The 16850-nt window shown below is 64.4% G+C and carries 17 protein-coding genes; 10 read left to right on the forward strand and 7 right to left on the reverse strand.

What is annotated here, in order from left to right:
* Window positions 1-4: 4 nt before the first annotated feature.
* Window positions 5-1768 carry a response regulator gene (locus tag AACH87_RS06500; protein ID WP_338797960.1) on the reverse strand — a complete coding sequence of 588 codons (1764 nt, stop codon included), beginning with the start codon at window positions 1766-1768 and terminating at the stop codon, window positions 5-7.
* A 138-nt stretch (window positions 1769-1906) separates the two neighbouring features.
* Here AACH87_RS06500 and AACH87_RS06505 point away from each other — a divergent pair, with 138 nt between their 5' ends.
* The 4 genes from AACH87_RS06505 (at window position 1907) to AACH87_RS06520 (ending at window position 5168) form a co-directional block, all read left to right on the forward strand.
* Window positions 1907-2644 (forward strand): endonuclease/exonuclease/phosphatase family protein, encoded by a 738-nt coding sequence (locus tag AACH87_RS06505; RefSeq protein WP_338797961.1) that lies wholly within the window; start codon window positions 1907-1909, stop codon window positions 2642-2644.
* 14 nt (window positions 2645-2658) lie between these two features.
* On the forward strand, window positions 2659-3894 hold the full coding sequence (clsB, locus tag AACH87_RS06510; RefSeq protein WP_338797962.1) for a cardiolipin synthase ClsB: 1236 nt from the start codon (window positions 2659-2661) through the stop codon (window positions 3892-3894).
* A gap of 144 nt (window positions 3895-4038) precedes the next feature.
* A complete protein-coding gene (gene folE, locus AACH87_RS06515) occupies window positions 4039-4743 on the forward strand; it encodes a GTP cyclohydrolase I (protein WP_338797963.1) in 705 nt (234 codons plus the stop codon).
* 2 nt (window positions 4744-4745) lie between these two features.
* Window positions 4746-5168: a BLUF domain-containing protein gene (locus AACH87_RS06520; RefSeq protein ID WP_338797964.1), complete on the forward strand. Its 423-nt coding sequence runs from the start codon at window positions 4746-4748 to the stop codon at window positions 5166-5168.
* 146 nt (window positions 5169-5314) lie between these two features.
* On the opposite strand, the gene AACH87_RS06525 is transcribed toward AACH87_RS06520, so the two are convergent.
* Window positions 5315-5455 carry a hypothetical protein gene (locus AACH87_RS06525; RefSeq protein ID WP_338797965.1) on the reverse strand — a complete coding sequence of 47 codons (141 nt, stop codon included), beginning with the start codon at window positions 5453-5455 and terminating at the stop codon, window positions 5315-5317.
* Between the two features lie 32 nt (window positions 5456-5487).
* Between AACH87_RS06525 and AACH87_RS06530 the strand changes: the two genes are divergently transcribed.
* From AACH87_RS06530 to AACH87_RS06550, 5 genes are all read left to right on the forward strand, one after another.
* Window positions 5488-6369 carry a DMT family transporter gene (locus tag AACH87_RS06530; protein WP_338797966.1) on the forward strand — a complete coding sequence of 294 codons (882 nt, stop codon included), beginning with the start codon at window positions 5488-5490 and terminating at the stop codon, window positions 6367-6369.
* Window positions 6370-6545: 176 nt separating this feature from the next.
* Window positions 6546-7415 (forward strand): DUF429 domain-containing protein, encoded by an 870-nt coding sequence (locus AACH87_RS06535; RefSeq protein ID WP_338797967.1) that lies wholly within the window; start codon window positions 6546-6548, stop codon window positions 7413-7415.
* An 89-nt stretch (window positions 7416-7504) separates the two neighbouring features.
* The gene (locus tag AACH87_RS06540; RefSeq protein WP_338798867.1) at window positions 7505-7723 is read left to right on the forward strand and encodes a hypothetical protein; all 219 of its coding nucleotides are present in this window, start codon (window positions 7505-7507) and stop codon (window positions 7721-7723) included.
* Between the two features lie 108 nt (window positions 7724-7831).
* The gene (locus tag AACH87_RS06545; RefSeq protein WP_338797968.1) at window positions 7832-8476 is read left to right on the forward strand and encodes a LysE family translocator; all 645 of its coding nucleotides are present in this window, start codon (window positions 7832-7834) and stop codon (window positions 8474-8476) included.
* Between the two features lie 112 nt (window positions 8477-8588).
* The gene (locus AACH87_RS06550) at window positions 8589-9260 is read left to right on the forward strand and encodes a histidine phosphatase family protein (RefSeq protein ID WP_338797969.1); all 672 of its coding nucleotides are present in this window, start codon (window positions 8589-8591) and stop codon (window positions 9258-9260) included.
* A 46-nt stretch (window positions 9261-9306) separates the two neighbouring features.
* Here the strand turns inward: AACH87_RS06550 and AACH87_RS06555 are convergent, their stop codons facing one another.
* The 3 genes from AACH87_RS06555 to AACH87_RS06565 form a co-directional block, all read right to left on the reverse strand.
* Window positions 9307-9597, reverse strand: a complete 291-nt coding sequence (locus AACH87_RS06555) for a hypothetical protein (RefSeq protein WP_338797970.1) — start codon at window positions 9595-9597, stop codon at window positions 9307-9309.
* A gap of 137 nt (window positions 9598-9734) precedes the next feature.
* Complete coding sequence (locus AACH87_RS06560; protein WP_338797971.1) at window positions 9735-11123, reverse strand: tetratricopeptide repeat protein; 1389 nt, start codon at window positions 11121-11123, stop codon at window positions 9735-9737.
* 30 nt (window positions 11124-11153) lie between these two features.
* Window positions 11154-11762, reverse strand: coding sequence for a hypothetical protein (locus AACH87_RS06565; protein WP_338797972.1), 609 nt, complete (start codon window positions 11760-11762; stop codon window positions 11154-11156).
* A gap of 310 nt (window positions 11763-12072) precedes the next feature.
* Here AACH87_RS06565 and AACH87_RS06570 point away from each other — a divergent pair, with 310 nt between their 5' ends.
* Window positions 12073-13497, forward strand: coding sequence for a YdgA family protein (locus AACH87_RS06570; RefSeq protein ID WP_338797973.1), 1425 nt, complete (start codon window positions 12073-12075; stop codon window positions 13495-13497).
* Window positions 13498-13703: 206 nt separating this feature from the next.
* On the opposite strand, the gene AACH87_RS06575 is transcribed toward AACH87_RS06570, so the two are convergent.
* Together AACH87_RS06575 and AACH87_RS06580 are read right to left on the reverse strand one after the other, a co-directional pair.
* On the reverse strand, window positions 13704-15110 hold the full coding sequence (locus AACH87_RS06575) for an amidase (protein ID WP_338797974.1): 1407 nt from the start codon (window positions 15108-15110) through the stop codon (window positions 13704-13706).
* A 123-nt stretch (window positions 15111-15233) separates the two neighbouring features.
* A complete protein-coding gene (locus AACH87_RS06580) occupies window positions 15234-16724 on the reverse strand; it encodes an ABC transporter substrate-binding protein (RefSeq protein WP_338797975.1) in 1491 nt (496 codons plus the stop codon).
* Window positions 16725-16850 lie beyond the last annotated feature (126 nt).

Raw genomic sequence — 16850 nt, forward strand, 5'->3', positions numbered from 1 at the left:
CCGATCAGTTGGGTCTCAATCTGAACGCGTCCAGGGGGTCAGAGCCCGCATCGTCCTCCAACGCTTCGGGCGCAGGTGCTGTAGCCATATCGGCGCGGGCGCGGGCCGAATCACCTTCGGTCGGCGCAGATCGTGTGCGGATGACGACACCGCCCGGATGCCGTTCGCTGTCCTGACCCAGGATTGCACGGGTGGGCGCCGTGCCGCAGCACGCACGCAGCGCATCAATGTCTTTTTGCAGGGAATCCGCTTCTTCGATGCGGTCCCGGTGGCGCAGCAGCACCTGTTGCGAAAGGTCTACCAGCTTGGAGTTGAGGCTTTCGCGGCCGTGGCGAATGAGGCTGCGCACTGCGCCTGCAGGGTCGCCAGAGAGGCTGCGCGCCATGGCCATCTCTGCAGTCTTGTTGATGTGCTGCAGGCACTCACGCACGCTCTCGGCGTAGGGCGGGTACACATTGCAGGCATTGGCCATCAGTTCGCTCAGACCCCGGGTGTTGGCGTAACGCATGCCCAGCGCACGTATCCACACCATGCCTTCATCCATGTCGATGGACGTGGTGGCCAGCACGGCCAGCAGGCTGCCCAGGTTGCAGGCAGCTTCAAAATCAAAGGTACTCTCGTTGATTTCCTGGGCCATCAGCTTGACGGCTGCAACGGCTTGCGAGAACTGGCGCTGCTGAATGAGCTGCAGCGTGCGTGACACTTCCACAAAGCGCAGGATGCGTGGGCTGTTGGTGTTTTCGTGCCGTTCCAGCAAGCGGGCAAAGTCGGCCATGCAGCGCTCAATGCCCTTGCGGTCGTTGTCGGCAAAGTAGGCAAAGGTCAGCAGCACCAGGGACTGGCAGTCGAACAGCTTGGAGTCCAGCCCCAGCACGGCAGCCCGGGCCAGCACGCGGGTGGCGGTGGCACGCTCACCCATGTAGTAAGACATCATTCCCAGCTTCTGCAGGCGCACCACGGAGTCCGGGGTCAGTTCGGCCGCAATGCGATAGGTTTCGATGGCCTCGGTGAATTGTCCCAGCTCCACCTGGGCCCGGCCCAGCACATCGTAGGCATCGGCGAAGGAAGAGTCCTCACCAATCAGTCCCTGCAGGGTGGTAATGGCCTTGGACGCCTGGCCTGACTCGATTTGCGCCCGTGCAACACCCAGCTTGGCCCAGGGCAGAGCGCGGGCTGCAATCACGGCCTCAAACAGGGTGCGCGCTTCGGCGTGTCGGCCCAGGCGCAGAAGCAGTTCCGTTCCTATGCGGGCGGCGTAAAGCCAATAGGGTTTGCGGGTTTCAAAGCGCTCCACGCACAGGCTGGCAGCGGTTTCAAAATCGTTTTGCTCAATGGCGTCAAAGATCGGCTTGAGGTGCACTTTGCGCATGCGCGCCAGGCTCAGCCGCTCAAACAGCGCGCTGGGCGTGAAGGGCTTGAGCAGATAGCCATCCAGTGCGGATTCGGCTGCTTCGGCCACGGCGGCATAAGAGGCCTCCGCCGTCACCATGAAGAACACGGTGGAAAACGGCAGCAACTGGGCTCTGCGCAGGTCGTCCAGCAGCGTCTGGCCCGAATGGTTGGACTCTGTGAAGTACTGCTCGCACAGCACGTAGTCGAACACCGTGTGTTCCAGCCGGTTGCGCGCATCGCGCACCCGGCTGCATTGCACCACCTTGGTCACCCCGTACTCGCGCAGCTGTGCCACCAGAATGCTGCGCGACGTGGCATTGCTGTCAACCACCAGCGCCTGGCTGTCTTGCTGATCTGGTTCTTTGGCTGTGGCCATCTGGGGCGGCGGTGCCCGGCATGGGCACATGAATCATGGGTGTATGCAGCCTAGTGTATGCCCACTGGACGGCTTTTGAAGATGCGGGAAAGCCCGCCAGTGCGTTGAACGCTGCGCCGTTACGACACAATCAGCGCCATGGAGCATCCTGACACCTTCCGCGTAGCCACCTACAACATCCACAAGGGCGTGCAAGGCCTGGGCCCCGCGCGCAGGCTGGAAATCCACAACCTGGGCCTGGCGGTGGAGCAGCTCGATGCAGACTTGGTCTGCCTGCAGGAAGTGCGCAAGCTGCACCGCCGCGAACAGGCTTACTTTCACCACTGGCCGGAGCTGCCGCAGGCCGATTTTCTGGCGCCAGAAGGTTATGAGGCGGTGTACCGCACCAACGCCATCACCAAGCATGGCGAGCACGGCAATGCGCTGCTGTCGCGCTGGCCGGTGGTGGGGCACCAGCATGAGGACATCTCCGACCACCGTTTTGAGCAGCGGGGGCTGCTGCATGTGGAGGTGCGCGTGCATGAGCGCCCCCTGCATGCCATCGTGGTGCATCTGGGGCTGATTCCTGGCAGCCGCGTGCGGCAGGTGCAGCGGCTGCAGCAGTTCATCGAGCGCGAAGTCCCCTCAGGCGAGCCCCTCGTGGTGGCAGGCGATTTCAATGACTGGGGGCCGCAGCTCAAGCGCATTCTGGCGGGATACGGCCTTCTGGAGTTTGACGCCCCTCGCGCCTACACCTATCCCGCCCGTCTGCCGCTGGCGCAACTTGACCATGTATATGTGCGCGGCCTGACCCCCACCGGGCTGCATGTGCCGCGCGGACGCATCTGGTGGCGCATGTCCGATCACCTGCCGCTGATTGCAGAGTTCCGCCTGTAGCGACCCGCCGGACCATGCCACGCTCGTCCGAGTTTGCCAGCGACCACGAGGTGCGCCTGTACCAGGGGGCGCAGGAGCTGTTTCCGGCGCTGATCGCCGCCATGGATGCTGCCTTCAGCGACATCCAGTTTGAAACCTATATTTTTGACTTCACCGGTGCAGGTGCTGCGGTGGCCGAGGCGCTGGCCCGCGCCGCCCAGCGCGGCGTGCGCACCCATCTGGTGGTGGATGGCGTGGGCACAGGCCACCTGCCCGCCAACTGGGCTGAGCGCCTGACCGAAGCCGGGGTGCAATGGCGGGTGTATTCGCCGCTGGGCACCCTGGGCCTGCTGCTGCCCCACCGCTGGCGGCGGCTGCACCGCAAGCTGTGTGTGGTGGACGGGCGCATCCTGTTCTGCGGTGGCATCAATGTGCTGGACGATTTTCATGACCCCAACCACGGCGCGTTGACGGCCCCCCGGTTTGACTTTGCGGTGCGCACCACGGGCAGCCTGGTGGCCCAGGCCAGCGACACCATGGAGCAGCTGTGGTGGCGCATGCAGGCGGTGCGGGATGTGCGCAAGCGCCGCCTGCCCGAGGCTGTGCAGGCGTTGCGTGCGGCCAGCGCCCAGCGCCACGCGCTGCAGCAGGCGCAGTTGGAGGAAGAAGAGGGCTCCACCATGCCCGTGCGGGCGGCCCTGGTGCTGCGCGACAACGTGCGCAACCGCAGCCGCATCGAGAAAGCCTACCTGCGCGCCATTGGCTCAGCGCGGCACGAAGTCATCATCGCCAACGCCTACTTCATGCCCGGGCGCAAGCTGCGCCGCGCGCTGGTGATGGCAGCGCGGCGCGGCGTGCGCGTGCGGCTGCTGCTGCAGGGGCGTTACGAGTACTTCATGCAGTACCACGCAGCGCGTCCGGTGTATGGCCTGCTGCTGGACGCCGGGGTGGAAATCCACGAATACGAGCCCAGCTTCCTGCACGCCAAGGTGGCGGTGGTGGATGCGCAGGGGGACCGGCCTTGGGCCACCGTGGGTTCGTCCAATCTGGACCCCTTGAGCCTGCTGCTGGCTCGCGAGGCCAATGTGGTGGTGCAGGATGCCGCCTTCGCCACCGACCTGCGCCAGCGCCTGGTGCACGCCATGCAGCACGCGGGCCGCCGCATGGACCCCGCCCGCTACGCAGGCCGACCGCTGCGCCAGCGGGTGCTCGACCGGGTGGCCTTCGGGCTCATGCGGCTGGCGCTGTGGGTGACGGGCAACCGTTACTGACGTTGCATATGTCAGTGTTGGGTGCTATTGATTTGATAGCTGTTTGCGCTCATTCATCAAGCGCTGGAGCCCTAAAACCCTGCCATGCGCTGGCCTGCTTTCGCTGTTACGATGTGCCCCTTGTCCAGTCAACCTGACGCCGCCATGACGACCCAATTGCCCGACGACGAAGGTACGCCCGTCTCTGTGAAGATCCGCGAGCGGATCCATGCAGCCCGCAAGCGCTTCAACGCCAACGACAACATCGCTGAGTTCATCCAGCCCGGTGAGCTGGAAAAGCTGCTGGACGAGGTCGAGGCCAAGATGCAGGGCGTGCTCGACAGCCTGGTGATTGACACCGAGGGTGACCACAACACCAACAACACGGCGCGCCGCGTGGCCAAGATGTATGTGAACGAGGTGTTCAGGGGCCGCTATGTGCAGCAGCCCCCCATCACCGAGTTCCCGAACGCCGAGCACCTCAACGAGCTGATGATCGTGGGCCCGCTCACCGTGCGCAGCGCCTGCAGCCACCACTTCTGCCCCGTGATCGGCAAGATCTGGATTGGCGTGATGCCCAACGAGCACACCAACGTGATCGGCCTGTCCAAGTACGCCCGCCTGGTGGACTGGATCATGGGTCGTCCGCAAATTCAGGAAGAGGCCGTGGTGCAACTGGCCGACCTCATCATGGAAAAGACCCAGCCCGATGGCCTTGCCATCGTCATGGAAGCCAGCCACTTCTGCATGTCCTGGCGCGGTGTGCGTGACAATGACAGCCGCATGATCAACTCCGTGATGCGGGGCGTGTTCCTCAAGGACAGCGCCCTGCGCCGTGAATTCCTCTCCCTCATCCCCGGAAAGAACTGAACATGTTGGTACGCCTGCTCTACGCCAGCCGCGCGGTCGATACGTCGGCCGAAGCGATTGAAGCCATCCTCAGCCAGTCCCGCCAGCACAACCCCGGCTGCGGCATCACCGGGGTGCTGTGTTACGGCGGCGGGGTGTTCCTGCAAGCCATCGAAGGTGGCCGTTCTGCCGTCAGCCAGCTCTACGGCCACATCCAGCGCGACCCGCGCCACAAGGATGTGGAACTGCTGCACTACGAGGAAATTGCCGAGCGCCGCTTTGGCGGCTGGACCATGGGGCAGGTCAACCTCTCCAAGATCAACCATTCCATCCTGCTCAAATATTCTGAAAAGCCCGAGCTGGACCCGTACTCCGTGTCGGGCAAGGTGTCGTTTGCGCTGCTCGAAGAGCTGATGGCCACGGCCTCCATCATCGGCCGGGCTTGAAAAGCGGGGCGCTTTGCTACTGCGCCAGCCGATTCCGGGCCTGCTGTGCTCGCCGTACGAGAGTACGGCTGTGCGCATCGACCCAGACTAGGCTGGCTCGCTACGCAAATCGCCCCACTTTTCGTCTCTGCTTCACCGACATAGCTTCAGCCGCAGCCCCCATGGCGCTGCGGCTTTTTGCTTGATGGAGTTGGCCTTCTGGCTTTGAAAACCGTTCGGGCTGAGCTTGTCGAAGCCTCGCGCAACGCTTCCATAAGCTCCGCGTACAGGGCTTCCAGTTCGTTCATGCTCATTCCATAGTGCACTCAGTTTCTCACCCGTGACCCTCAACGCCTTCGCCCTCATCATCCTCGCCGGGCTGATCCATGCCTGTTGGAACATTGCTGCCAAGAAGGCGGGTGGTGATGCGCGGTTCGCATTCTTCACCTCCGTTCTCATGATGCTCTTCTGGGCACCGCTGGGCTGGTGGCTGGGGCGGGACGTGGTGCCGTTGTGGGGCGCGGTGGAGTGGGGCTTTGTGGTGGCCAGCGGCGTGCTGCATGTGCTGTATTACGTGATCTTGCTGCGCGGCTACCGCGTTGCCGATCTCACGGTGGTGTACCCGCTGGCGCGTGGCTCGGGGCCGCTTCTGTCGTCTCTGGTCGCCATCACGCTCCTGGGCGAGCAGATTTCCGCCCTGGGGGCGCTGGGCATTGCCGGGGTGGTGGGGGGCGTGTTTCTGATTGCGGGCGGGCCGGGGTTGCTGCGCGCTGCGCACGACCCTGCAGCCCGTCAGCGCGTGCATAAAGGCATGGCCTACGGGCTGCTCACCGGGGCCTTCATCGCCAGCTACACCGTGGTGGATGGGTACGCCGTCAAGGTGCTGCTGATGTCGCCCATCCTGATCGACTACATGGGCAACTTTGTGCGCGTGGGCCTGCTGGCCCCCGTGGTGCTGCGCGACCTGCCCACCGCCCGCAGTTTGTGGCTGGCGCAGTGGCGCTTTGCGCTGCTGGTGGCCGTGGTCAGCCCGGTGGCCTATGTGCTGGTGCTTTACGCCATGCAGCAGGCCCCCATGTCGCACGTGGCCCCGGCACGTGAGGTCTCCATGCTGTTTGCTGCGCTGATTGGCGGGCACTTGTTGGGCGAGGGCGACCGGCTGGCGCGGGTGTGCGGGGCCGTGTGCATTGCGGCAGGTGTGACAGCGCTGGCTTTAGGATGACAAGATGCACCCCCTGAGTCGCTTCGCGCCTTCCCCCTCTCTCATCTCGCTGCGCGAGTTGGGAGGGGGACGCCCCCAGCGGGGCGGGGCGGCCCTTCCGCGGGGGCGCTGGCGTCGGTCGTGCCATTAGCGTAGGTTGCGTCCCGTGGGTAGTGCAGAGTTTGAAAGGAATAGGCATGTTAGTTGGCTGCGATTTCTCCAGCAGCCCCAGCCGCCGCAAACCCATCGTGCTGGCGCTGGGCCGCAGCGATGGTGTGCGTGTGCAATTGCTGGCGCTGGAGCGCATGGAGACCTTGCCCGCTTTTGCCCAGTGGCTGGGTCAGCCCAGGTCGTGGGTGGGCGGCTTTGATCTGCCCTTCGGCCTGCCGCGCGAGCTGGTCACCACGCTGGGCTGGCCGACCGACTGGCGTGCCTGCATGCAGCACTACCGCAGCCTGCCGCGCGAGCAGATCCGCGAGGCGTTTGCGGGCTTTTGCGATGCACGCCCCGTGGGCGGCAAGTTTGCCCACCGCGCCACCGATGGCCCCGCAGGCTCCAGCCCCTCCATGAAATGGGTGAACCCGCCCGTGGCCTACATGCTGCACGCAGGCTTGCCCCTGCTGCTGGATGCAGGGGTGTGGGTGCCCGGCCTGATGCCGCCCGGCGCTGAGAGCACCGGCGACGCCCGGCGCGTGGCGCTGGAGGCCTACCCCGGCCTGCTGGCGCGCGAGGTACTGCAGCGGCGCAGCTACAAAAGCGACGACCGCGCCAAGCAGACGCCCGACCGGCTCATCGCCCGCAAAGACCTGATCCACGCGCTGGAGATGGGGCAGACCCGCTTGGACCTGCGCCTCAAGCTCAGCAACGCCCAGCGCGATGCACTGGTTCAGGATGCCAGCGGCGACAGTCTGGACGCCACGCTGTGCCTGCTGCAGGCCGCCTGGGCCCAGCGCCAGCACGCGCAGGGCGATGCCCTGTATGGTCTGCCGCACGGGCTGGACCCGCTGGAGGGGTGGATCGTGACGGCACCTTGGGCATTGCCCTCAGGCGCAGAATCTCCGCAATGAATCACACCGTGCGCCCCTGCTGCCCCTCCAGCCACCGCCCCAGCCGTTGCCGTGCTGGTTGGTGGGGGTCGGCAACGCGGGCCTGGGTGATTGGCTGGGGGCTCGTGGCTGTGGCCGCCTTGTGCCTGCTGCAGGCCATACCCGCCAGCGCCGCCCCTGCACCGTGGTACTACTGGCGCAGCAAGGTCGATGGTGCGCGCGTGTGCGCACAAACCTCCCCCGGCCCCGGTTGGGAGCGCGACAGCCCTGCCTACGAAGGCCCCGGCTGCCAGCCACGCCCCAAGGTCATTGTGGTGCCGATGCGCTGAAGATATCGACACAGGTTCCAAGCGCCCAGCGTTTGCCCGGGGCCGCCACGGAGGGCTCTCACGTCACAATGTGCATCCCTTTGTGTGAATTGTTTTTGCTGGTTGCCCATGCCTTCTACCGACACCCTGCTGGCCTTTTTCGGCGTCTCCGTTCTGCTGGGGCTCACCCCCGGGCCTGACAACATTTTTGTGCTTCTGCAGTCGGCCCAGCGTGGGTGGCGGGCGGGCATGGCCGTGGTGGTAGGCCTGTGCTGCGGGCTGGTGGTGCACACGGCGGCAGTGGCATTGGGGCTGGCGGCGGTGTTTGCGGCGTCTGCCATGGCCTTCACCGTGCTCAAGCTGCTGGGCGCGGCCTATCTGGCGTGGCTGGCATGGCAAGCGTTGCGGGCCCCGGCCTCTGCAGGTGGCGTGGATAGTGCAGGGGCCCCGGCCGAAGCCGCACCCCCCAACCTGTGGCGCATGGTGGGCCGTGGCGTGGTGATGAACCTGACCAACCCCAAGGTGCTGGTGTTTTTCCTGGCCTTTTTGCCGCAGTTTGCCGACCCGGCGCGCGGAGCCATGGGCGGGCAGCTCATGGTGCTGGGGCTGGTGTTCATTGCAGCGGCGCTGCTGGTGTTCGGGGCCATTGCCTGCTTCTCGGGCGTGTTTGGCGCGCTGCTGCTGCGCTCGCCCCGCGCACAGCAATGGCTCAATCGCATTGCGGGCGTGGTCTTTTTGGGCCTGGCCGTGCGGCTGGCCACATCGCAGCGCTGAGTTGCCGCAGGTGCTATGAATAACATAGCTGCCTGCGCTTGCTGTGATTGCCCTAGGCCCCATTTTTGCTAATAAATGGCACACAGAACCGGCATACAGAATCGTTGCACCCATGACTGAACTCATCCTCATCCGCCACGGAGAAACCGACTGGAACCGCGAGCTGCGCTTTCAGGGACAGGTGGATGTGCCCCTGAACGCCACGGGCCTGGAGCAAGCGCGCCGGGTGGCCGAACGTCTGGCGGCAGAGCAATGGGTGGTGGACCACCTGGTCTGCAGCGACCTCATCCGCACCCAGCAAACTGCCGCGCCCAGCCTGAAGGTGTTGCTGCCCCATGCACGCATCGACACCCTGACCGACAGCGCCCTGCGCGAGCAAAACTTTGGCGTGGTAGACGGTAAGCGCGTAGAGGACGTGAAGCGCGAACACGCCGACGCCTGGGCCCAGTGGCTGCGCTTTGAAGCCGACTACGGCATGCCCGGCGGCGAAACCACCCGCCAGTTCCACACCCGCGTGATGGATGCGGTGTACCGCATTGCCCAGCAGTACCAGGGCCAGAAGGTCATGGTGGTGACCCACGGCGGTGTGCTGGACATGATCTGGCGCACCGCACGCGGCACGGGTCTGGACGGGCCCCGCCAGAGCGATATTCCCAACGCAGGGCTCAACCGCGTGCGGGTGCAGGGTGAGGCGGTGGAGGTGCTGGACTGGGCCGATGTGCGGCACTTGGCGGATTTGCCGGAGCAGCCAGTGTATGACCAGAGGAAGCTGGTGGTGAGGTGAGTGGTTCAGTGAGGCTGGGGGAATTGGACTTCTGAGCCTGCACCGCTCATTGAAGGTCCTTTTTAAGCTTGTTTCGTAGCAGCTTGTGCAGTTGTAGCCATCTTTCTCCAGTGATGGTTTCCATGGCTGCGTTGAATGCCAATTGCTGCTCTTGATGAGTCAAGTTTGCAGATCCGCCAATTGATCCCACTGGATACGCGAGCCAGATGGTTGCAAGGATATGGATTGCTTTGTGTCTCGGATGGCCTTCTGCCCGAAGCTTTTCAAGTGCCCTTGTTACGGGGCCTTTTCCCGTTAGCAGCATGTTTTCGATATTCACATGCAGAAGTGCATGCATGCGTGTGTCGGAAACACTGATTCTGTTTTGTGCGTGGTAACTGATGACCATCCGAACCCGGTCTTGGGCATCGAGAGATCTCCATATACTGGGATCTGGGTGGAAGTCCGGATGGTAGGTAGTAGACACGTGCATCGCTAAAACATGCTTCTAACAGCATATTTGTTCTTACTCTGGAAATGAGTGCATTCGGGCAACCTCAACACCCCATTCACCACTCCCACCTGCCGCGCCAGCCGCACAGACTCCGGTTGCCCATTCACCATCGGCTGCAGCACATTCTGCACCGCCGCCCACTGCCCATTGCGCTGCAGCGCATCCAGCCAGATCTGGTGAAACAAGTCCCGCTGCGCATGGCTGCCGCCAATCTCCACCAGCCGGGGCAATGCTACGCCCAGCTGCTCCACCGCCGTAGCCCAGTCGCCCTGCGCATGGGCCAGCAGGCCGTGGGCAGCAGGCACACACACCTGTTGCCACACGGTGCGTTCGTGCGCCTCGGTGCGGGTGGCGGCGTGGGCGGTGATGTGGTGGTGCAGCGTGCGTGCGGCGTCCATGCGGCCTGCGCGGGCCAGGCCGTAGAGGTATTGCAGGTCTAAAAAGGGCAGCACATGGTCGGCCAGGCGCAGAGCCAGGTGGTCGGCCACGTCGGCCCAGCGTGGGCCTACATCCACGCCTGCCAGCTCCAGCCGGGCCAGGAGCGAGATGGCGTTGATCTGGTCTTGCGTGTATTCCTTGACCACGCCCCACACCTGCTGGTCGTATAGCGCCAGCACCTCGGCGTGGCGGTCTTGTTCCAGCAGAAAGAGCGCCTGGTGCCACCAGTTGTGGGTGACCATGAAGGAGTTCAGCCCCGTCCAGGTGTCGCTCACGCTGGCCATGAAGTCGATGCCTTCGCGGATGCGGCCCCGGGTCAGCATGACGTGGGCCAGCGCGTGGTGGGCCCAGGGCTCTTTGCGGCACAGGGCGATGGCGTGGCGGGCGGCGGCTTCGGCCTCGGGCAGGCGGTGGCATTGCTCCCAGCCAAAGGCGAGCATGCCGTGCAGGTAAGGCACTTCCGCCGCAGCGGGCAGGGCCTGCAGGGCCAGGCGCAGCATGCCGGGCGAGTCGCCGCGGTTGAACAGGTGGTATTGCCCCAGTTTGATGGAAGCCAGGTCGCGCGGGTGCAGGCGGGCTTGTTCCTGGTGCAGTGCGATGGCGCGGGGCAGGTCGCCGTCCACCCAGGCTGCAATGGCGGCCACAAAGCGTTGCTCGCGTTCGCTGGCCTTTGCTGCATGGGCCTGGGCCTGATCGATGAAGGGGCGGGCGTTGCGCGGTGCCTCGGCCGATTCGGCAAACATGTGCAGTGCGGCGCAGCAGGCCTGCACGATGGGGCTGGTGTCGCCCTGCGCCTGCAGCACGTTCACGGCGCGGGCTTCGCAGGCGATGAAGCCTTCTACAAAGTCATTGACGGCCTGGCGGCTGCTGGCGTCCTGCAGCGTGAGGGGGTTGCCCAGGCTGTCTGTGGTGGTTGCGGGCGTGCCTTCCATGCCGACCTGTGCGTATGACGAAAGCGGGCCCTACTGCCCCTGGATCAGCGCCAGGTAAGCCCTGCGGGTGGGCTCGGATACGGAGTTGACCAGCTGCTCGTGCGGTGTCTGGTGCCGGGCCATCATGCGGGCCGATGCAATGGTCTTGGACTTGCAGTACCAGTGGCAGGTGTGCTGCATCAGGAACAGCTCGGCCGTCATCATGTAGGCCCGGTCTTTGGCGCTCAGATGCCCTGTGTTCTGCAGCACGTGGGCAATGCCCTTGGCATGGATGGCCAGGGCCCGGCGCATGTCGAAAGTGGCTGCCGGAAACAGCTTGTCGGCAAACGGCAGGGCGATGGGCAGGCGGCTGACGCGGGCGTCTTCGTCGCTCACCTTGGCAAAGTCGGCAGCGAACTGGGTGAATTGCTCGCTGAGCTGGTGCTCGGTGGTGCTCAGCAGTGACCAGACCTGGTCCTGCCGCTCGCGTGTGCTTTCGCCCAAAGCGCGCAGGTAGCCATCGGTGAGCGCCTCCATGAGTCTTTCAATCTGGTAGTGGCTCAGGTGCATGCCCAAAATGGCAATGCGCCTGCGCTGCTCCTTGGCGTTGAGCATGTAGGTGCCGGAGGCGATCAGGATCGCCATGAGGAAAAGGTCCATGAGACGGGGCCGTAAGCGGAAGGGGGAAGGGCTTGCACGCCCCAGCGCGGTAGCGTGCCTCACCCGAAGATAGCCGATATTGCTGTGGAGTCAACGCGATCAGCGCAGGGAGATTGCGGATGGCCCGTTTGCAGGGCATGTGGCAGCTGTGCATGGGCTGTGGGGAACCCTCTTGGTCCCCGTGTTTGTCCATTAGTGCACATTTGCTTGCATCTGCGCCGTGGGGGCAATCGGGGAAGCGGGGAGTGCACTGGTATTCTCGCGCGCACCATCCGAGGGGGGTGGGTCAACCCATTTCACAGATTTGACAATGAGCAAGAAAACAGCTTTGGGCGCCGCAGCGGCGCTGGCGGTGGTTGCAGCCTATGGCGGTGCTACCTGGTTCATGGGCCGACAGGCCGAGACGAGCTATCTGGAGGCCGTGGAGGACGTCCGCAAGGTGCTGGGTAAAGAAGCCGTGGTTTCGCAGGATTATCAGAAGGGCTTCTTTTCATCGCAGGGCAGGCTGGTGCTGCAGTGGGTGCCTCCTGCATCCGAAGAGTCCGGCCAGGCACCCCAGCCTATTCGGGTGGTGGTGAACAGCCAAGTGCGCCATGGCCCTCTGGCGGGTGGCCGTATTGCGGCTGCGGTGGTGGATTCACGCTTTGCGCTGGAAGGCATGGACGAAAAGAGCGGCAAGCTGCTGGCCAAGGCCACGGCGCCCACACTGCTCACGGTGCATGGCCTGGCAGGCGGTCACCACATGGAGCTGATGGTGCCTGCGGGTGAAGTGGGTGATGAGGAAGTGACCTTGCGCTGGCAGGAACTGAAGGCCGAGTTCTCCATCAACGGAGGTCGCACGCAGGTCAACGGCAAGTTCCAGTGGCCTGAGGTGGCCTTTTCCGGGCTGAGCAGCAAGGGCGACGAAGAAGCCGACCCTGCTACCGAGAACCGCATTGCGATCACGTTCAAGGGTATGAGTGGCGATTTCGACAGCCAGATCATTGATGAGCTGTGGATGCTGGCTCCGGGCAAGGGCTCGGTGCGTTTTGCCCAGATCGACGCGAGCAGCACGCCACCCGGCGGCGCAGCCAAGCCGATGCTGGCGTTGAAGGACCTGACCGGCACAACCACCATTGACCGCAATGGCAAGCTCATGGGCATGAGCACTTCGTTCAAGGGCAAGGGCCTGGTTGGCCCTCTGGACTTCGAATCGGTCGGGTTTGAAGAGAAGTTCCAGCGCATTGATGCCGACGTGGTCAAGAGCCTGCAGATGGCGCTGCTGGAGAGCTACAGCAAGGATGGCCTGAAGGCCATGGCGCAGGACGATGACGGTGGAAAGATCTTCAAGCTGCTGGCTGACAACGCCCAGCGCCTGACGGCGGCCCTGCCTGCGTACTCGATGAAGTTCTTTGCCACGCTGGGCGGCCAGCAGGCCGAGCTAGAGTATGGCGGCGAGGTAACCCGCGCACCTGCGCCAGAAGAGGTTGCGCAGGCGGGCTGGGGCCCTGTGCTGCTGAAGAACTCTGTGCTGCATGCCAATGCGCGTTTGCCCAAGGCCTGGCTGCCGCAGTTGGCCAAGGCAGCGGGGCAGGAAGAATTCAAGAGCGACGACATGGATGCCCTGATTGGCATGGCCCAGGCCGCCGGCTACCTGCGCCAGGAGGGCGACAACCTGATCAGCAGCCTGAAGATGGAAGCGGGTCAGGCCAAGCTCAACGGCAAGGTGATGGATCTGCCGAACTTCATGCACTGACATAGCTTCGGCTTCATGGCTGCCAAGCGGCCAAAAAAGCCAAAAACAAAGCCCCACCGACCAGAGAGGTCGGCGGGGCTTTTTTGTGGGCTGGCCTATGGCGTGGGTCTCTTTGAACTTGCCATATCCGTTCGGGTTGAGTCCTTCGGCAGGCTCAGGACAGGCTCAGCGTGAATGGCGGGAGGCGCGAGCCATCTGAGGTGCGATCAATCCAGAACCGGGGGCTGTGGCCAGGGCCGCTGCGGGTCGCGGATCAACTCGAATGCACGGGCCACCTGCAGCACGCCCAGGTCATCAAACCGCGCTCCGGCAATTTGCAGCCCTATGGGTAAGCCGCTGGCCGTATAGCCGCAGTTGACCGACGCTGCGGGCTGCTCGGACATGTTGTAGGGCACGGTAAAGCCGATGTGTTCCAGCGGGCGCAAAGGGTCGTTGGTGGGCGAGGGCAGTTCGGCCGCAAACGCGGGCATGGGGGCCACGGGCGAGATGACGTAGTCGAACGTGCTGCAGGCCTTGACCGTAGCAACCCGCGTAAGGTGAAACTGCTGGCTGGCCTGGAAGACTTGCGTACCCGTCATGCCCGCAGCGCTTTCTGCCCAGGCGCGGATGTAGGGCAGCACCTTGGCGCGCTGCGCATCAGGCAGGGCTTGCAGGTCCATGTGCGAACGCATGCGCCAGAAGTGGTCCATGCCGTCGAGCATGGCCTGGGTCATGAAGGGCTGCATCAGCGTGACCTGTGCACCCGCCTGCTCGAACAGGCGGGCGGCATGTTCCACCGCAGACCGCACTTCGTCTTCCACGGGCAGGCCGCAACCGGCATCCAGCAGCAGGCCCATGCGCAGGCCGCGCAGGCGCTGCACGCCCTGGTCGTAGCTGTCCCAGGCGATGGGCTGGTAGGGCAGGCTCATGCTGTCGCGCGCGTCGGGCTGGCTCAGCACCTGCATCATCAGGGCGGCGTCTTGCACGGTGCGGGTCATGGGGCCTGCGGCGCGGCCGGTGTACGGCGGGTCGATGGGGATGCGGCCCAGGCTGGGCTTGAGGCTGAAAATGCCGCACCAGCTGGCAGGCAGCCGCAGCGAGCCGCCAATATCGGTGCCAATGTGTAAAGGCCCATAGCCCGCCGCCGCCGCTGCACCGCCACCGGCGCTGGAGCCACCCGGCCCCTTGGTGGTATCCCAAGGGTTGCGCGAAAGGGGATGGAAGCTGGACAGCCCCGAGGACAGCATGCCGTAGTCAGGCATGGTGGTCTTGGCCACCATCACCGCACCCGCATCGCGCAGGCGCGCGGCTGGGGGCGCATCGGCTGCTGCGGGCACCAGGGGCACGGCGGCAGTGCCCAGGGGCGTAGGGTCCCCCTGGGTGGCGATGTTTTCTTTGATGGTGACGGGCACCCCGTCCAGCAGGCCCTGGGGCTCGCCGCGCAGCCAGCGGGCTTCGCTCTGGCGGGCCTGCGCCAGCGCATGCTCGGGCCTGAGCAGGTAGGTGGCCTGGATGTGGGGCTCCCAGCGCTGCATGTGTGCCAGCACGTCTTGCGTGACCTCCACGGGGGACAGCGTGCGCTGGCGGTAGGCGGCCAGCAGTTCGTGGGCGGGCAGGTCGTGCAGTGCGGTCATGGCAAGGGGGTGTGGAATATCAATGAAAATGGCCTGTAGTGCTTATGGATCAAGCGCAGGCAGCTATCATTTCAGGAGTAATCTGCCGCCGCATCAGCAGTATCTGCGGCGGCGGACGGACCATCAAGACCAGGACAGGGCCGAGAGGTCGTTCACGAACACCGGCATGTCCTTCCACAACCCCTTGAGGTTTTTGTTCGCCACGGTGATCCACTGCGGCTGGTACAGAAAGGCGTGCACGGAATCTTCGGCCAGCAGCTTTTGCGCGTCGCCCAGCAGGCGGGCGCGGTCTTGCGGGCGGGCGGCGTTCTTGATCTGGTTGTACAGCTCGTTGAACTTGGGCGATTGGTAGCCCCAGTAGTAGTCAGGCTTGGCAAAGTTGCCCAGGTCAAAGGGCTCAACATGCGAGATGAGGGTCAGGTCGTAGTTTTTGTTGCCGTAGGTGCCGCTGAGCCACTGTGCCCATTCCACGTTCTGCGTCTTGGCCACGATGCCCACCTTGGCCAGCTGCGCCACGATGACTTCACCGCCCTGGCGCGCATAGGGCGTGGGGGGCAGGGTCAGCGTCAGCTCCAGCGGGGTTTTGACGCCTGCCTCGGCCAGCAGCTTTTTGGACTTCTCGATGTCGAACGGGTTGATGCCCGTGGTGTCCACATAGCCAAAGGCTCCGGGCACATAGTGGCTGCCGATGGGGGCACCATAGCCATCGCCAGCGCCCTCGATGACGGCCTTGCGGTCAATGGCTGCCGCGATGGCGCGGCGCACGCGCACGTCGTCCAGCGGCTTGCGCGCGTTGTTGATGGCGAGGATGGTCTTGGCCCGCGAGCCACTGACCAGCACCTGAAAGCGCGGGTTGGTCTTGAACTGCGGCACGCTGCGCGGCGTGACGCGGGGGAACAGGTCCACATCGCCCGCCAGCAGGGCGGCCACCTGCGCAGCCGGGTCAGAAATGAAGCGGAAGGTGGCCCGGCGGATCTTGATGGCGCTGGCAGCCCGGAAGCCATCCCACGCAGTCAGCACCACCGAGGAGCCCTTGTTCCATGCCCCCAGCTGGTAAGGCCCCGTGCCCACGGGCTTGGTGGCGTTGGTGTCTGCGCTCTTGGGCTCCACGATGATGGAGGTGGCCTGACCCAGTGCAAACAGCAGGTCGGGGTCGATGTCCTTGTTCAGCACGACCAGGGTGTGTTCGTCCACCACCTGCGTGGTCAGGTTGGCAAAGGTGCGCTTGTCCTTGTTGGTGCTTTTCTCACCGCCCGCGCGGTCGTACGAGAACTTGACCGCAGCCGCGTTGAAGGGTTCTCCGTTCTGGAACTTGACGCCCTTGCGCAGCTTGAAGGTGTAGGTCTTGAGGTCTGGTGATACCTCCCAGCTCTCGGCCAGCAAAGGGGAGACGGTGCCGTCGGAGTTGATCTTGGTGAGCGTCTCAAAGACGTTGTACTGCACGATCTCGGCGATGGAGGAGGCTGCACCTGCCGTGGGATCCAGACCTGGGGGCTCCAGGGTCATGGCCAGCACGACGGCATCTTTGCGGCTCTGGGCCAGGGCACCCACGGGGACGGCGAGCGGGATGGCGGCCAGGGCGCCAGTGGCGAGAACGGATCGGCGGTTCAGCATGTTCGCAAACTCCAACTAAGACCAGACAAAACCTTCAGTAGCCCGTGCGTCGGTGCGCTGGTGCACCGGTGCGTGACGGCGGGCCGGGAGACAGAGCGCTTTGTACACCATCGAAAACCCTGCGTG

The sequence above is a fragment of the Acidovorax sp. DW039 genome, from assembly GCF_037101375.1.
GTDB lineage: Bacteria > Pseudomonadota > Gammaproteobacteria > Burkholderiales > Burkholderiaceae_C > Acidovorax.

Excerpts from the sequence above, each read along its gene's own strand:
- AACH87_RS06500 (WP_338797960.1), bottom strand. The coding sequence starts at position 1,768 with ATGGCCACAGCCAAAGAACCAGATCAGCAAGACAGCCAGGCGCTGGTG.
- AACH87_RS06570 (WP_338797973.1), top strand. The coding sequence starts at position 12,073 with ATGAGCAAGAAAACAGCTTTGGGCGCCGCAGCGGCGCTGGCGGTGGTT.
- clsB (WP_338797962.1), top strand. The coding sequence starts at position 2,659 with ATGCCACGCTCGTCCGAGTTTGCCAGCGACCACGAGGTGCGCCTGTAC.
- AACH87_RS06550 (WP_338797969.1), top strand. The coding sequence starts at position 8,589 with ATGACTGAACTCATCCTCATCCGCCACGGAGAAACCGACTGGAACCGC.
- folE (WP_338797963.1), top strand. The coding sequence starts at position 4,039 with ATGACGACCCAATTGCCCGACGACGAAGGTACGCCCGTCTCTGTGAAG.
- AACH87_RS06520 (WP_338797964.1), top strand. The coding sequence starts at position 4,746 with ATGTTGGTACGCCTGCTCTACGCCAGCCGCGCGGTCGATACGTCGGCC.
- AACH87_RS06545 (WP_338797968.1), top strand. The coding sequence starts at position 7,832 with ATGCCTTCTACCGACACCCTGCTGGCCTTTTTCGGCGTCTCCGTTCTG.
- AACH87_RS06565 (WP_338797972.1), bottom strand. The coding sequence starts at position 11,762 with ATGGACCTTTTCCTCATGGCGATCCTGATCGCCTCCGGCACCTACATG.
- AACH87_RS06580 (WP_338797975.1), bottom strand. The coding sequence starts at position 16,724 with ATGCTGAACCGCCGATCCGTTCTCGCCACTGGCGCCCTGGCCGCCATC.
- AACH87_RS06555 (WP_338797970.1), bottom strand. The coding sequence starts at position 9,597 with ATGCATGCACTTCTGCATGTGAATATCGAAAACATGCTGCTAACGGGA.
- AACH87_RS06575 (WP_338797974.1), bottom strand. The coding sequence starts at position 15,110 with ATGACCGCACTGCACGACCTGCCCGCCCACGAACTGCTGGCCGCCTAC.
- AACH87_RS06525 (WP_338797965.1), bottom strand. The coding sequence starts at position 5,455 with ATGAACGAACTGGAAGCCCTGTACGCGGAGCTTATGGAAGCGTTGCGC.
- AACH87_RS06560 (WP_338797971.1), bottom strand. The coding sequence starts at position 11,123 with ATGGAAGGCACGCCCGCAACCACCACAGACAGCCTGGGCAACCCCCTC.
- AACH87_RS06505 (WP_338797961.1), top strand. The coding sequence starts at position 1,907 with ATGGAGCATCCTGACACCTTCCGCGTAGCCACCTACAACATCCACAAG.
- AACH87_RS06535 (WP_338797967.1), top strand. The coding sequence starts at position 6,546 with ATGTTAGTTGGCTGCGATTTCTCCAGCAGCCCCAGCCGCCGCAAACCC.